Consider the following 16,454-nt stretch of genomic DNA (forward strand, 5'->3'; position numbering starts at 1 on the left):
GTCAGGGAGCAATACACTTATTAGTGTACGTTAGAGTGGCCATTGGGTGCGAGTGTGATTTTTTAGAGAAAGCACCATAAAAAGGTTGATGAATAACCAATAGAGCCCTAAAATACGCGCTCTTGGTACCACTGTACAATGTCTGTACAACGAATCGTGCGGTGCTTGACGAGGCGAAAGCCCTTATGTCGATCAAGTGGCGGCACACCAAACTTGAAGGTAAATAAAATGCAAAAAGATATTCACCCAAATTACACTGCAATTACTGCTACTTGTACTTGTGGTAACACGTTGAACCTAAACTCAACTTTAGGTAAAGACATGCACGTTGATGTATGCAGCCAATGTCACCCATTCTACACTGGCCAACAGAAAATGTTGGATACCGGTGGTCGTGTTGATCGCTTTAACAAGCGTTTCGGAGCACGTCGTTCAGCTAAGTAATTGGCCGAATGAAAGCAATAGTTCAAAAAAAGCGCCAAGTTTTCTTGGCGCTTTTTTTGTTTTTGTCCCTTTCTACTGCTTATGGTAATGACCTGTGCCGTGCTTCTGGTGCGGTCGAACGCGCCCAAGTAAAGCGAGTAGTAGATGGGGATACCTTGTCCTTAGTGGATGGCCGCCGAGTACGCTTGGTGGGTATAAATACGCCAGAATTAGACCATAAGAAGGGCAATCATGACCCCTTCGCCGTGGCTGCGACACGCCTCCTCAAGCGTCTTGCAGGGCGTTATATTTACCTACAGCCCAGTAAAGACGGGCGTGATAAATACGGCCGCTATCTCTACTACCTTTTCGATAAAGATCGTATTTCATTATCAAGTCAGTTACTATCTGCAGGGCTAGGTTACCGTATTGCTGTTCCTCCTAACCTTGCTTATCAGGCGTGTTTTCAAGCGTCTGAGCAATCCGCTCGTGATGCGGATTTAGGGGTATGGCAGCAATCATTACAATGGCAGCCACAAGCTGGCTTTGTAATCGCCCGAGTAGCAATAACCTCCATTACTCATAACCGAGGTGGCTGGTGGCTAGAAACCAATCAAGGTCTAGTGATCAACTTACCGCCCAGCGCAGCAAACTATTGGCCAGCTCAGAAAGTATTTTTTCTCCAAGGTCATACAGTTGAAGTGCGTGGTTGGCAGCATAAGCGGAACAGTCGGCATTCAAAATATGCGTCTTGGGTTCTCCCTGTGAAACACCCGAATGACATTCTAGACATGGGAACACCGTAATTCATCCTGAGGGTGAGACGATTCCATTTTTAATGTGATTTATAAGACGTTTTGAGGCAAACTATTCTGCGATAATACTAATAAGAACCCTTCTTAACTCAGACGTTTTAAGAACAAGGTTCACGTAATATAAGCATTTAATATAAAACACCAAATAATAGACGGAAACATCATAATGGCAGAAGATATAAAGCAAGCTGCACTGGATTACCATGAATATCCAGTACCTGGAAAAATGAGCTCTACTATTACTAAGCCAACGGCAACTGCACGTGACCTTGCTTTAGCTTACAGCCCAGGTGTGGCTGAGCCTTGTCGCGAAATTGCAAAAGACCCAGAAGCGGCTTACCGCTACACAGGTAAGGGCAACCTTGTTGCTGTTATTTCTGATGGTTCTGCCATTCTTGGCTTAGGTAATCTAGGTCCATTGGCTAGTAAGCCTGTTATGGAAGGTAAAGGTTTGTTGTTCAAACGCTTTGCTGGCGTTAACTCCGTTGATGTGGAAGTTGAATCTGAAAGCCCACAAGCTTTTATTGATACCGTTGCTCGTATTGCAAACACATATGGCGGCATTAACCTAGAAGACATTAAAGCGCCAGAATGTTTTGAAATTGAACGTCAGTTGATTGAACGTTGTTCTATCCCTGTGTTCCATGACGATCAGCACGGTACTGCGATTGTAACAGCGGCAGGTTTGTTGAACGCTCTTGAACTTCAAGGCAAAGACATCGCTTCTGCAAAAATCGTTTGTCTAGGTGCAGGTGCTGCGGCAACGGCTTGTATGAAGCTGATTATTGCGTGTGGTGCACAACGTGAAAACATCTTTGTACTTGATCGTAAAGGCGTGATTCATTCAGGTCGTACTGACTTGAACCAGTTCAAAGCCATGTTTGCGATCGATACTGACAAACGTACTTTGGATGATGCAATCGACGGCGCAGATGTCTTCATTGGCGTGTCTGGTCCTGATCTATTTTCTGGCGAGCAATTAAGCAAAATGGCGCCTAATCCGATCGTATTTGCGTGTTCAAATCCTGATCCAGAGATCAATCCTGAATTGGCGCATTCGACTCGTGATGATTTGATCATGGCGACAGGCCGCTCTGATTACCCTAACCAAGTAAACAACGTGTTGGGCTTCCCATTCATCTTCCGTGGTGCTTTAGACGTTCGCGCGACTAAGATCAATGAAGAAATGAAAGTGGCCGCGGTTCACGCATTGAAAGATCTTGCGAAAGAAGAAGCGCCAGCAGACGTTGTAGAAGCTTACGGCGGCGCAGCATTGAGCTTTGGTAAAGAGTACATCTTGCCAAAACCAATGGACGCTCGTTTGTTGAATGTTGTGTCTGCAGCAGTAGCACAAGCGGCGGTTGATTCTGGTGTGGCAACACTTCCATACCCAGCGTTTTACCCATTAGAGAATCTAGACCACTTCGGTGGCTAAGCGTTTCTTCTACAGGCGATAAAACAGTCGGTAGAATAGCGAACTAAAAAAGGCGGTGTCTTGATAAGAGACACCGCCTTTTTTGTGCTTTTTACTGCAGCATGTGAGATCTGCAGTGCTGACTAGAATAGATTTTCTAGAGCATTGTCCGTTTGCTTTTCTTGCTGTGCATCATTGTCTTGGCTGCTCTCTGAGTTGAGAGAGTCTGACTGACGTTGCGCAGGGATGTGGTTTCTGCGGAACATCTCGAAGATGGCGTCTTTTTGTCCCGGAAGGGCGCGTTCGCCGGTTTTCGGATCGATGCGAACAGTGACTAATGTCGAAGGCTTTTGCACATAAGACAAGGGCGTACCGTCTAATGCGACACGCATATAGTCAATCCATGTCGGTAAGGAAACCGAACTACCAAAGGCGCCACGACCCAAGCTGGTGGAGTCATCGAAGCCACTCCATACGGTGGTGACTAGACTGCCATTATAGCCGGAGAACCAAGCGTCTTTGCCGTCGTTGGTGGTACCGGTTTTGCCCGCAAGATCAGGGCGTTTCAGCACGCGTGCTCGTCGTCCAGTACCATACTTGATGACATCTCGCATCATGTCATAAATTAGGTAATCCACTTCAGGTGTCAGCTTTTGTGCAGCAACAGGGCGGTTTTGCACGCCTTGAGCGGTATTGAACAAGCCAGATGGCTGACCATCTTGAGCGTCGCTATCCAGTAAGGTGCAAGTACGGCAGACGGTATCTGGTGTGGCTTGGAATATCGTGCTGTTGTTGCGATCGGTAATGTGATCAATTAAATACGGCGATATTTTATAGCCACCGTTTGAGAAGACCGCATAACCTGTCGCCATTTCCATTGGCGATACGCTGGCGCTGCCCAATGCCAGAGATAAGTTGCGAGGCAGCTCGTCTGCATTGAAGCCAAAGCGAGTTAAAAACTTGATCGTTGGTGCAATGCCCAATTCTTGTAATAAGCGCACAGAGACAATGTTCTGTGAACGATATAACGCAGGGCGTAAACGCGTTGGTCCATAGAAGCGACCAGTGTCGTTCGTTGGACGCCATGCTTTATCTAGGTTCGAATCTTCAAACACCACCGGAGCGTCGTTGATAAGGCTTGCCGCTGTATAGCCGCGAGACAGTGCGCTTGAGTAAATAAACGGCTTAAAGCTGGAGCCAGGTTGACGCTTAGATTGGGTGACGCGGTTGAACTTGTTTTCGTAATAATTAAAACCGCCGACCAACGCCTGAATAGCACCATCTTTACTGTTGATGGAAATAAGGGCGCTTTGTAGTTTTGGTTTCTGCGTTAAGATCCAGCCAAGGTCTGGGTCTGGTCTGAGGTCGATGATATCACCGGGTACCATAATGTCGGCCACGGTTTTTGGCGCGGGTCCTTGTACATCGTCGTTGATGTAAGGCTTCGCCCATTTCATTGCGTCCCAAGACAGGGTGATTTGGTCGCCGTTACTAAGCAACACATTGGCGAATTGGTCGGTCGTCGAGAGGACTAAACCCACTTTCCAGATGTGCAGCGTGCTGTAGCTATTGAGGGCTTTCTCTTGTTCTTTTAATGACTTGTCGAGCAGTTCTGGTTGGGTCGCTACTGAACCTCGATAACCGTGTTTCATGTCATAATTTAAGACACCATCATTGATCGCCTGATTGGCGGCGGTTTGACGCTTGGAATCAATGGTTGTGTAGACGGTTAAGCCTTCTGTGTACAGTTTGTCTCCATAGGTTTCATGCAGCTCAGAGCGCACCATCTCAGCCACATAACCGGCGTCCACATCGGGTGTTATGCCGTAATCCTTAGCGGTTACAGGCTGCTCTACGGCGGTTTGATATTGCTCTTTATTGATGGACCCAAGCGACAGCATACGTTGCAAAATCCAGTTACGACGGATGAGGGCTCTCGATGGATTCGCCACTGGGTTGTAACGCGAAGGGGCTTTTGGCAGCCCAGCAATCATTGCGTATTGGGCTAGGTCTAGGTCTTTTAAGCTTTTGCCGTAATACACCTGTGCAGCGGCTTCAAAACCATAAGCGCGTTTGCCTAGGTAAATTTTATTCACATACAGTTCGAGAATTTCATGCTTGGTGAGTTCTCGTTCCATTTTCAAAGAAATGAAGATTTCAGTGAATTTACGGGTAAAGGTTTGTTCAAACGACAGAAAGTAGTTTCTGGCGACTTGCATGGTAATGGTACTACCACCGCCTTGAATTTGTCCGGTGGTTACCAACTGCATTGCGGCCCGCCCTAGACCCATAATATCAATGCCAGGGTGGTGATAAAAGTTGCTGTCTTCTGCCGCTAAAATAGCATGTTCTAGTTGGGCAGGAAGCTGCGCGTAGGTAATTGGCGTACGACGTTGTTCGCCAAACTCTCCAATTAACTTATTGTCCGCGGTGTAAATTCGCAATGGAATCTGTAACTCAATGTCTTTTAGTTGAGCCACCGTAGGGATGCGATCTTTAACGCTTTCATAAACAGCAAATGTGATCACAGCACTACAAAGTGCACCAAACAAAGCCAAGAAAAAGAAGATTTTTAATACTTTCAACATACAGATCCAATACAAATGGATTAAAAAAATAACATTATAACGAAGTTGTGCGGCGCATAGTTGATCAACTTTGCAGCAAATCGTGTTATCTTGCCAGTATTCGGTTAGGAAACCGAGACAATAATGAGCTGATTATTTCAAGGATGAATCATGAAGCCAATATCCCCCGACTGTGTCGTATTTTACACTGTCTCTCAGTGCTATGTTTACGCGGCTAATCATTTGCCTGAGCGACTTCCATTCAACGCCAAAGACGATACATTTCTGCCGAGTATCGAACGGCTTAATGAGCTGCAATCACTATTAGACCATGAATATCTAGCAGACAAAAAGTCTCTGCTGATTGTCGTGCCTAATGCTTGGTTGTCTGTTTCAGAGCACCAAATAAAGCATCCATTATCAAAGAAATTAGCGCCATTGGCGGCGTTAGCATTCGCCTCAGAAAGCACCTTTGCACCGCCCAATGAAATCTTCTTTCATCATCATGTGACTAAGTTAAACAAAGACCTCGTTCAATTGCATGTAGTCGCTTGTTCAAAAATGTTAATGGATTGTCTAAGTCAGCCTTTTCAAGCGGACAATCGGTGTTGTCAGTTGATATCGCAGCAACAATGGGACGCACAATCGACACGTCGCTTCGCTTGTTACTTACTCTCTCGCCAAGGGTTAGCCCGATATCAACCTGAGGAAGATAAGCGCCGGGAAACACGTCATCGTTGGTCTGCTTTTGTGCTAATGAGTGTGCTAGTGCACGGCTTGTTGCTGGGCTATTTTTATTATCTCACCGATGAGCAAGACAAGCAGCGAGTAGCGCAGCGTCAAAAATACACTCAGCAGCTTGTCTTGCCGACCCAAGGCACTGTGTTTGTGACTAGGTTCTTGACGATATTGCGCGCCTTACCCCATGACGTAAGAGTGTCTGCGTTGCATAGTGAAAAAGACACCGCCTCAGCGCGTTTAACCTTGACGACGGTCAGGCTGCAAACATTGCTTACGCAGTGGCAACAGGCGCAGCCAACGTGGCATTGGCAGGTGAGCTCGACTTCGCCCCAAGGTACTTCAATGGGGGCTTCAGAAGACGCTTTGGAGGTGATGCATGTGGAACTTCTCGTTTCTGCGCGTTAAAGCGTGGCCGCAGCCATCACGAACCTTGTTGTGCTTATTAGTTGTGCTGCAAATCGCCGCTTGGTACCCATTATGGCAATACCATCAAAGCGACGTTCAGCATGATAATAAGCAACAGGCACGAATGGATGGGCACACCCAGCTTAGGCAGCGCCAAGCCAAGTTGCTAGCGTCTAATTCTTTCACATCAGAGACATTGCAGACTCGTGTGGTGAACACCGAGAAAGGCGAAGTGACGCAATGGGCGGTCAGTGGAAAAATGTTGTTGAGTCACTGGCAAGCGGTGCAGGAAAAAATACAAGAAAAAGTGGCAATAGGGTTAGTGAGTGCCAGCTGGACATTGACGATGGACGGTCATTGGCAGGGGCGCTTGCTGTTTGATGTGTTAAGGCCGAATAAATCACAGCCTCAGCAAGATTGGCTTCCGGCTCGTCAGGTGGCTATGTCTGGCGCTCTAGCGCAATGGCGATTGGTCTCTGTGGCCGTGTTTCAAGGAGAAGCGTCTGCGTTGTTGTCTTATCAATCGGCCAAACGTTGGGTGGCACAAGGCGATTGGCTGCCGACTTTGGGGTTGTCTGTGCAGCGAGTCTCGCCCGATCAAGTGACGTTTGTCGCACCGTCTGGTGATGCCTTTCTATTACCCGTTCGCAACCTCAATGGCATGAAGGAGTAAATGTATGCGCTCTTTATTACTGGAAAAGGGGGTGGTAAGGCCGATATTCATGGCGCTGATGATGCTCTTGGTGCCACAACGGCTGCTCGCGATGGATGTCTTTTTTGAATCGCGTTCAATACAGGAAGTGTTGCCTTGGCTGGCGTCGAAAATGCAGGAGAGCTTGGTGATTAGCCCAGACATAGACGATCAACTCACCCTGTCGATTAAAGACGCTTCTTGGCGGGAAGTGATGCAAGCCGTCGCGCAAAATCCGAGTATTGATTTGACTTGGCAAGGCGCTGTGGCCGTGTTGATGCCTGCGCTGAAAAAAGAGGAGAAAGCCAACTGCCAGCGAGCGTATTGGATGTTGCGCCATGCCAAAGCGAAAGCCGTCGGTGGTCATTTAAGTGTGTTGTACCCGACCATCTCTTTGATCGTGGATGAGCGAACCAACTCGCTGATTACTTATTATTGCCAGCCGGTTGAAGGTTTGGCTCAGACATTAGCTTGGCTGGATGTGCCGTTACGACAAATTGAAATCAGTGCGCAAATTGCTCAGGTGAGCACCTCAGCCCAATCGCAATTTGGGGCGAATTGGCAGGCGAACTTATCGAACAGCGTGCGCTCGTCGATTGGTGGCGCCATTGATCTTGGCGCATTAGCCGCAACGAGCCGTTTGTCAGTGTCTGGCAGCAGCGGCTTGAACTTGTTGTCGTTTACTTTAGACATGTTAGAAAGTGAAGGCATGGCGAAAGTATTGTCTAAGCCCAAAATTGTTGCCGTAGAAGGCCAATTGGCTCGGATTGAATCGGGTACAGAAATACCGTACCAAACCGTGGACGATGACACGGTTAATGTTGAGTTTCGCGACGCGGCCTTGTTGTTAGAGGTGAGGCCGTTTGTAAAAGAAGGAAAGCGTATCTTGTTGGAATTAACGATTCATCAAGACTCAGTCGGGGAATTGGTGAATGGCGTGCCTAGCTTGGAAACCAATCGATTAAAAACGCATGTGGTGGTGAACGACCAAGAAACGCTTGTTTTAGGTGGGATTTTTCGAGAAGAGCGTTTTAAAACAACCAGTAAGGTTCCGGTTTTAGGCGATATTCCTATTCTGGGCATATTCTTTAAAAGACAAACAGAACAACAAGAAAAGGTTGAATTACTTGTATTTATTACACCAAAGCTGCTACAAATGTCAGTTAACTAGGCTGCAGCCTGTATCTGCTTAATTCCGATGTAATTGAATACAATGATAAAAGCTCCCAATATAATTTTAGTGGGCCCGATGGGTGCTGGAAAAACGACAATAGGTCGCTTGCTTTCACACTCATTGGGCAGAGAATTCTATGATTCAGACCGAATCATAGAAGAAAATGCCGGGGCTGATATTCCTTGGATTTTCGAAAAAGAAGGTGAAGATGGCTTTCGTAAACGAGAGACTCAGGCCTTAGAGTGCATGTTACATAACCAAGACTGCGTTGTTCTTGCGACGGGCGGTGGTATTGTGATGCGTGAAGAAAATCGCGAGTTGCTGAGTAACAGTGATGCGCTTGTTGTTTACCTTTATGCTTCCGTGTCGCAACAGTTACATCGTACCTCGAAAAGCAACCACCGACCGTTATTACAGACGAGCGATCCGAAAGCGACATTGAACGCGCTTTTTAAGGTTCGTGACCCGCTCTATCGCGAAGTGGCTACCTTGGTTGTTGAGACCGATTCACGGCACCCTAAGTCAGTGGCTAATAAGGCTTTAGAGGCCATCAAACGTCATTTAAAATCAGAAAACAAGGCACAGAATGCGAACGTTAACGGTTGAGTTAGGAGAGAGAAGCTACCCTATTTATATAGGCAGCGGAATTCGTCAACAGAAGGATCTTTTTGATCAAGCAATTCATGGCAAACAAGTCATGATTGTTACCAATGACACAGTGGCTCCCTTGTATCTGGATGCCATGGTGTCGATGCTGAGCGAGTCATATCAAGTCGCCACCTGCATTTTACCTGATGGCGAAGCGTTTAAAACACTGGATACCTATGGCCAGATTATTACCGCGCTACTTGAAGCTAAGCATAACCGTACTACCACGATTATTGCCTTAGGTGGCGGAGTGGTGGGTGACATGGCGGGCTATGCGGCGGCGACGTATCAGCGTGGCGTGCCTTTTATTCAAGTGCCGACGACATTATTGTCCCAAGTGGATTCTTCTGTTGGTGGTAAAACCGGCGTGAATCATCCGCTGGGTAAAAACATGATAGGCGCGTTTTATCAACCTCAAGCCGTCATCATAGATACGCAATCACTATTAACCTTGCCAGAAAAAGAATTGTCCGCTGGCATGGCAGAAGTCATCAAGTATGGATTAATTTGCGATGCTTCATTTTTTGATTGGTTAGAGCAAGAAATTGACGCTTTAATGGCGTTGGATAATGATAAAATCAGCGATGCAATTTATCGTTCCTGTTTGGCTAAGGCAAATGTCGTGGCACAAGATGAACGAGAAGGCGGCATTCGAGCCATTTTGAACCTAGGCCATACTTTTGGTCATGCCATTGAAACCCACATGGGATATGGTAATTGGTTGCATGGTGAAGCCGTCGCAGCAGGGTGTGTGCTGGCTGTTGATTTGTCGTGGCGCTTAGGGAATATTTCTGAGCAAGATGTGAATCGCAGCGTGGCGTTATTCCGTGCCGCTAAACTACCTACTTTACCGCCAGCGGTGATGACATTAAGTGTGTTTAAAGATTTGATGATCTTAGACAAAAAGGTGCTTGATGGTAGTTTGCGTTTAGTGCTGCTCGATGCTCTTGGCGATGCCATTGTTACGTCAGACTTTTCAATGAGCGATTTTGATGACTGTATTACCGATGCATTGGAAGCGAGTAAGCAAGTAACCTCTTAATTAGATCTCTGTCGTCTTAAAGGGCCAGTATGTCAGAACCGAATTTTCAGTTTGACTTAGAAAGCGCACTGAATCAGCCGCCTAAAGCGACGCTGAGGGACCCATTCGGCTCGAAAGACATGTCTGCTTACTTTGCTTCAGAAGAAGGTAACCAGCAACTGGCTCTGCTTGAGCATTTAAGTCGTTACAGTAATTTATTGTCCGTCATACAAGGCCCACAAGGCAGCGGCAAAAGTCGGTTTATGATGGAGTTTGCTCGTCATCAAGACGATTCGACCATTATTAGCCAAGTAAAAGCCAGTATGCTGATGACGGCTGGGCAATTGCTGCAGGCCATTTACAGTGGTTTTTCAACACAGTTAAGAGAGCCGCCGAACGAAGCGACGTTTGGGCCTTTGCTGAAGTTCTCTCATGATTTAGAGGCGCAAGGCCAAAAAGCATTAATCTTGATTGATAATGCGCAAGAGTTGAATACCGATGCGGTCAGCATGTTGTTAGACATGATGTCGCTGGCGACCGAAAATCAATCCGTTCCTCATGTTGCCTTGTTTACAGAATTCCCATTGTCACGCAATCTCGATTCTTATCAAGGTTCTCGTTATGAGCAACTTAGCCATACGCTGACCATTGCACCTTATTCACTAGAACAAACCAAAGCCTATTTATTGCATCGTGTTCGGACGGTGGGTGGGAGCATTAATCTGCCATTTAATGACAAGCAGATTAAACAGATCTATCAAGAGTCAGGCGGTTACCCTGGTGCCATTAATAAGATTGCGCAGTCGATGATGGGCAATGGCGCAAAAGGCGCTAAGCCTGGTCGCCGTTTCAATTTGGCGTTGGGCTTTCCATTGGTTCATATGGCGCTGCTGTGTTTTGTCATGCTGGGTATTTTGATCGCGGTTTTATTCAGCGACCCAGATGAGTCAGAACGCCAAGTGGCTGATCGCACCAGTAATGTCATTCCTTTGAGTCCTAAAACCGAAGTACGAGCAGGGCAATCTTCTTCCGCTACCATTGCGAGAATTGATGCCATGCAACGTAAAATAGGTTCAGAACCGAGTCTTGGCTTGCCGCCTATTCCTACCGACACAGAAGACGCTACTCTTGCGCCATCAATCGCCCCTGTGAAGCCGGCTATTTCAGCCGCTCCGGTTGCGCCTATCCGCCAAGATACGCCAGTTGATATTACCCCCAACCTCAGCCAAGACAGACCTCAAGTTGTGTTACAGCCTATGCCGGTTGAGAAGGAACAGACTGTCACTGAAAAAACGCCAGCCGCCGACCCATTTGATAAAACACAGTGGTGGTTGTCGCAAAGCCCAAGTCGTTATACCTTGCAGCTACTCGGTACTTATAATCTGGATACGGTGAAAGACTTCATTAAATCTCAGGGCAGCATCAGTGTGTTTAGCTACTTTAAGTCAAAACACAAAGGGCGAGATTGGTATGTTGTGGTGTACGGTATGTATCGAAATCGCAGCGAAGCCATTGCGGCAGTGGAATCTTTGCCTAGAGATTTGAAGAATTTGAACCCTTGGGCGCGCAGTGCTCGTAGCATTCAGCAAGACATCCAAAAACTAGAATAATCCACTGGAAACAGGCGTATGCACTGTTTTTACTCGGTTTTTTTGCTTTTAAATCACGTATGAAGTCTGTTTTTTACGATTTCACTACTAATTTCTTTTCAAAAAAAGACATTTTCTTATAAAAAAACCATTTATCTCTGAAATACACAGATCCACAGTGGAATTTTCTGTTTGGAAAATCCACAACCATAGATAATTCTCCTAGAAGCCTTTAATTGCACTGAACCCCACGTGAAAAACCCTCGAAATGACGGTAAAACCAGTTAGCTTGATTTGAGTAGTCGCACGCTGCGAGGTAAGATCATTTTCCTTTTTGGTGGTTGACAAGGCAGATAATAATCATTCTCAAAGTCAATTGATCGACTTTCTACGAGCCTGATCACCAAGAAAGTATTTTCTGATCTATTTGATATCTTTACGTTTCAACTGTGGGAGTTGGTGTATGAATGCAGGTCTTTATCGTCCTGGCGAATTCAAAGACAACTGTGGCTTTGGCTTAATTGCGCACATGGAAGGCAATGCAAGCCATGAGTTATTGAAAACAGCCATTGAGTCTTTGACATGTATGACACACCGTGGAGGCATCGCTGCCGATGGCAAAACTGGCGATGGCTGTGGTCTTCTTATTCAAAAGCCGGATACCTTTCTACGCGGCGAAGCCGAATCTTTATTTAGTCACACACTGTCCGACCTTTATGGCATCGGCATGGTCTTTTTGGATCAAGATGAAACATCCGCTGCAGAGCAGCGTGGCGTCTTGACGAAGCAGTTACAAGAACAAGGTCTTAATGTCGTTGGTTGGCGTGAAGTGCCAATGGACGCTTCTTGTCTTGGTCGCATTGCAGAAGAATGTTTACCGCGTATCGAGCAAGTGTTTGTTGATAGTAACCGTATGGACGCCCGTACTTTCTCAACGCGTCTGTTTGTTGCTCGTCGTCAAACTGAAATCGAATTATCACATTTCGAAAATTTCTACATTTGTTCTTTGTCTGACAAGGTTTTGTCTTACAAAGGCTTAATGATGCCTGCTGATCTTCCTGTGTTTTACAAAGATCTTGGCAACGAAGCGCTACAAACGGCGATCTGTGTTTTCCACCAACGTTTTTCTACTAACACCTTGCCGAAATGGCCGTTGGCGCAACCGTTCCGTATGTTGGCGCACAATGGTGAAATCAACACCATTGAAGGCAACCGTAATTGGGCGTTGGCGCGTGGTAGTAAACTGCGTTCACCATTGATCCCAGAACTGCAAGACTTGCAGCCATTGGTTAACTTAACGGGTTCTGACTCGTCTTCCATGGACAACATGCTAGAAGTCTTGGTGACGGGCGGCGTGGATATTTTCCGTGCGGCACGTTTGATTATTCCACCGGCGTGGCAAAACGTTGAGAACATGGATCCTGAGTTACGTGCTTTCTACCAGTACAACTCAATGCACATGGATCCTTGGGATGGCCCAGCGGGTCTTGTGATGACCGATGGTCGCCATGCGATTTGTATGCTGGATCGTAATGGTCTGCGTCCGTCTCGCTGGGTGATCACCAAAAACGGATTCATTACCTTGGCATCCGAAATTGGCACCTATGATTACAAGCCAGAAGATGTGGTATCGAAAGGACGTGTAGGTCCTGGTCAAATGCTTGTGGTTGATACTCAAACCGGCCAAGTACTGCATACCAATGACATCGACAATCGATTGAAAGCGGCGCACCCATACAAAAAATGGTTGAAGCAAGAAGCCATTCGCATTGAGTCATTATTAGAAGAATCGTCTCTTGAGTTCGAACCTTTTACCGCAGAAGAAATGCTGACGTATCAGAAGATGTTCCAAGTGTCTTTTGAAGAGCGTGAACAGATTTTCCGTCCGTTGGCAGAGAGCGGTCATGAAGCCGTAGGCTCTATGGGCGATGATACGCCAATGGCCGTGATGTCGAGCCAAACTCGTCCAGTGACGGATTATTTCCGTCAAAAATTCGCTCAGGTAACGAATCCTCCTATCGATCCATTGCGTGAATCTGTGGTGATGTCGTTAGAAACCTGCATCGGTGTTGAGCGTAATTTGTTTGAAGAAACGCCGAAGCATGCGAATCGAATCATTTTGTCCTCGCCTGTGTTGTCACCACGCAAATACAGCCGATTATTGGCGTTGAATGACCATCGTTTCCGCTTGGTTCGTTTGAACACCAACTACAACCCAGATGAAGTCTCTTTAGAGCAATCGATTAAAAACCTATGCATCAGTGCTGAAGAAGTCGTTCGTAATGGTGCTGTGATTGTGGTGTTAACCGATCGTGATATCGAAAAAGGCTATTTGCCTATTCCGGCGCCAATGGCGGTCGGTGCGGTGCATCACCATCTAACCGCTGTCGGTTTGCGTTGTGATTCGAACATCATTGCAGACACTGGCTTTGCGCGTGACCCTCACCAGTTTGCGGTCTTGTTAGGTTTTGGTGCTACGGCAGTGTATCCGTACTTATCTTACCGTTTGATCAATGACATGGTGGATAAAGGAGAAGTGTTGGGTGACCCAATTGCTTGTCACGTTAAATACCGTAAAGGCATTAACAAAGGCATGATGAAAATCCTGTCTAAAATGGGGATTTCTACCATTGCTTCTTACCGCGGCGCGCAATTATTCGAAGCGGTTGGTTTGGACACTAAAGTGGTGGACCTTTGTTTCAAAGGCGTACCAAGCCGCATTAAAGGCGCGCGTTTTGAAGATTTCCAGCGCGAGCAAGTGACGGTCGCCAACAATGCTTGGAAACTGCGTAAACCTATTCAGCAGGGCGGCTATCTTAAATACGTCCATGATGCGGAATATCACGCTTTTAACCCAGACGTGGTGCGCAATCTGCAAACTGCGGTAGGCAGTGGTCGTTTTGAAGATTTCACCGCTTACACTGAGTTGGTAAATAACCGCCCAGCGTCAATGTTGCGTGACTTGTTTACTTTGTCAGATAAAGCCAAAGCGATTCCTATCGACGATGTTGAGTCACTAGAAGAGATTCTACCTCGCTTTGATTCTGCCGGTATGTCGCTTGGGGCCTTGTCTCCAGAAGCACACGAATCACTTGCGCAAGCGATGAACGAATTAGGCTGTCGCTCTAACTCAGGCGAAGGTGGTGAAGACCCAGCGCGTCATGGCACTGAACGTCGTTCTAAGATCAAGCAAATTGCGTCAGGCCGTTTTGGTGTGACAGCAGAATACCTAGTGAACGCTGAAGTGCTACAGATCAAGGTAGCGCAAGGTGCGAAACCAGGTGAAGGTGGTCAGTTACCTGGCGGTAAAGTAAACGGGTTGATTGCGCGTTTGCGTTACGCGGTACCGGGTGTGACATTGATTTCACCGCCACCGCACCACGATATTTATTCGATTGAAGATTTGGCTCAGCTGATCTTTGATTTGAAACAAGTGAACCCTGATGCTCTGGTTTCTGTGAAATTGGTGTCTGAGCCTGGTGTGGGTACGATTGCTGCGGGTGTGGCGAAAGCCTACGCGGACTTGATTACTATTTCTGGTTACGATGGCGGTACGGCAGCATCACCATTGACGTCTATTCGTCATGCAGGTTCTCCTTGGGAGCTTGGTTTGGCGGAAGCGCAGCAAGCGCTACGTTCTAACGACCTTCGTGGCAAAATTCGTCTGCAAACAGACGGCGGCTTAAAAACGGGCCTAGACGTTGTGAAAGCGGCGATTCTTGGTGCAGAAAGCTTTGGCTTTGGTACCACACCTATGATTGCTATGGGGTGTAAGTTCTTACGAATTTGTCACCTAAACAACTGTGCAACAGGCGTGGCAACACAAGACCAAATGTTGCGTGATGAGCACTTCATCGGCACGGTAGAAATGATCAAAAACTTCTTCCGTTTTATGGCTCAAGACACGCGCTTATGGTTGGCGAAATTAGGTGTTGCTCGTCTGCAAGACTTAATCGGCCGTACGGATCTATTAACCATCTTGCCTGGTGAAACAGAGAAGCAACAAGGTTTGGATTTATCGCCTATCTTATTGAACGATGCCATCCCAGCCGACAAACCACAGTATTGTGTAGCGCCATTTAACCCGCCACACGATAAAGGCTTGTTAGCGTTGAAAATGTGGGACACAGTGCAATCAACCGTTGAAGAAAAAGAAGGTGGTGAGTTTGCCTTTAAAGTAACCAACTGTGATCGTTCGATTGGTGCGCGCTTGTCTGGTGAAATTGCCAAGCGTTACGGCAACCAAGGCATGTCCGATACGCCATTAACCTTGAAGTTGACGGGCACGGCTGGACAAAGTTTTGGTGTGTGGAACGTGGGCGGCTTGAACATGTACCTAGAAGGTGATGCGAACGATTATGTCGGCAAAGGCATGACTGGCGGTAAGCTGGTGATTCGCCCACCTCGTCAGTCGGCTTTCGAATCGCAAGACACTGTCATCATTGGTAACACCTGTTTGTATGGTGCGACCGGCGGTAAGTTATTTGCCGCGGGTATTGCTGGTGAGCGTTTTGCGGTACGTAACTCTGGTACCCATGCGGTTATCGAAGGCGCTGGTGATCATTGCTGTGAGTACATGACAGGCGGTCTGGTGACTGTGCTGGGTGATACGGGCTACAACTTTGGCGCGGGTATGACCGGTGGTTTTGCTTACGTGTTGGATATGGACCGTACGTTTGTAGACAAATACAACCATGAACTGGTTGAGATTCAGCGTGTAGGAACAGAAATTACCGAAGAATATCGTTCTCATTTACGCAGTGTGATTGAAGAATATGTTCGAGAAACTGACAGCGAATGGGGCCACGAAATCTTAGAAAACTTCTATGACTACATTGGCAAATTCTGGCTAGTAAAACCAAAAGCCGCGAGCTTAGGTGCGTTGCTAGATAATACTCGTCAGCGCCCAGAATAAAACTTGCTATGTGGTGCTAGGCACCATCAATGAATCAGTTTGACCCATTTG

At 46.9% G+C, this 16,454-nt stretch carries 11 protein-coding genes; 10 read left to right on the forward strand and 1 reads right to left on the reverse strand.

Going from position 1 to position 16,454, the window contains the following annotated elements:
• The first annotated feature begins 228 nt into the window (after positions 1-228).
• From rpmE to E0D71_RS15850, 3 genes are all read left to right on the forward strand, one after another.
• A complete protein-coding gene (gene rpmE, locus E0D71_RS15840) occupies positions 229-444 on the forward strand; it encodes a 50S ribosomal protein L31 (RefSeq protein ID WP_133004292.1) in 216 nt (71 codons plus the stop codon).
• An 8-nt stretch (positions 445-452) separates the two neighbouring features.
• The gene (locus E0D71_RS15845) at positions 453-1,229 is read left to right on the forward strand and encodes a thermonuclease family protein (protein ID WP_133004293.1); all 777 of its coding nucleotides are present in this window, start codon (positions 453-455) and stop codon (positions 1,227-1,229) included.
• A 175-nt stretch (positions 1,230-1,404) separates the two neighbouring features.
• The gene (locus E0D71_RS15850; RefSeq protein WP_133004294.1) at positions 1,405-2,673 is read left to right on the forward strand and encodes a malic enzyme-like NAD(P)-binding protein; all 1,269 of its coding nucleotides are present in this window, start codon (positions 1,405-1,407) and stop codon (positions 2,671-2,673) included.
• Positions 2,674-2,795: 122 nt separating this feature from the next.
• Here E0D71_RS15850 and E0D71_RS15855 read toward each other — a convergent pair whose 3' ends face one another.
• Entirely contained in the window at positions 2,796-5,240 is a 2,445-nt protein-coding gene (locus E0D71_RS15855; RefSeq protein ID WP_133004295.1) for a penicillin-binding protein 1A, read from the reverse strand.
• A 150-nt stretch (positions 5,241-5,390) separates the two neighbouring features.
• Here E0D71_RS15855 and E0D71_RS15860 point away from each other — a divergent pair, with 150 nt between their 5' ends.
• From E0D71_RS15860 to gltB, 7 genes are all read left to right on the forward strand, one after another.
• A complete protein-coding gene (locus E0D71_RS15860; protein WP_133004296.1) occupies positions 5,391-6,365 on the forward strand; it encodes a hypothetical protein in 975 nt (324 codons plus the stop codon).
• On the forward strand, positions 6,337-7,038 hold the full coding sequence (locus tag E0D71_RS15865) for a hypothetical protein (protein WP_133004297.1): 702 nt from the start codon (positions 6,337-6,339) through the stop codon (positions 7,036-7,038). The genes E0D71_RS15860 and E0D71_RS15865 overlap by 29 nt, the downstream gene beginning before the upstream one ends.
• A gap of 4 nt (positions 7,039-7,042) precedes the next feature.
• Positions 7,043-8,227: a type II and III secretion system protein gene (locus E0D71_RS15870; RefSeq protein ID WP_243712057.1), complete on the forward strand. Its 1,185-nt coding sequence runs from the start codon at positions 7,043-7,045 to the stop codon at positions 8,225-8,227.
• A gap of 42 nt (positions 8,228-8,269) precedes the next feature.
• On the forward strand, positions 8,270-8,836 hold the full coding sequence (locus E0D71_RS15875; RefSeq protein ID WP_133004298.1) for a shikimate kinase: 567 nt from the start codon (positions 8,270-8,272) through the stop codon (positions 8,834-8,836).
• Positions 8,817-9,920 carry a 3-dehydroquinate synthase gene (aroB, locus tag E0D71_RS15880; RefSeq protein WP_133004299.1) on the forward strand — a complete coding sequence of 368 codons (1,104 nt, stop codon included), beginning with the start codon at positions 8,817-8,819 and terminating at the stop codon, positions 9,918-9,920. The genes E0D71_RS15875 and aroB overlap by 20 nt, the downstream gene beginning before the upstream one ends.
• A 29-nt stretch (positions 9,921-9,949) precedes the next feature.
• Positions 9,950-11,509, forward strand: coding sequence for an AAA family ATPase (locus E0D71_RS15885; protein ID WP_133004300.1), 1,560 nt, complete (start codon positions 9,950-9,952; stop codon positions 11,507-11,509).
• Positions 11,510-11,951: 442 nt separating this feature from the next.
• Positions 11,952-16,403 (forward strand): glutamate synthase large subunit, encoded by a 4,452-nt coding sequence (gene gltB, locus E0D71_RS15890; RefSeq protein ID WP_133004301.1) that lies wholly within the window; start codon positions 11,952-11,954, stop codon positions 16,401-16,403.
• The last annotated feature ends 51 nt before the right edge of the window (positions 16,404-16,454 follow it).

Source organism: Marinomonas sp. KMM3893 (genome assembly GCF_004352855.1).
Taxonomy (GTDB): Bacteria; Pseudomonadota; Gammaproteobacteria; order Pseudomonadales; family Marinomonadaceae; genus Marinomonas; species Marinomonas arenicola.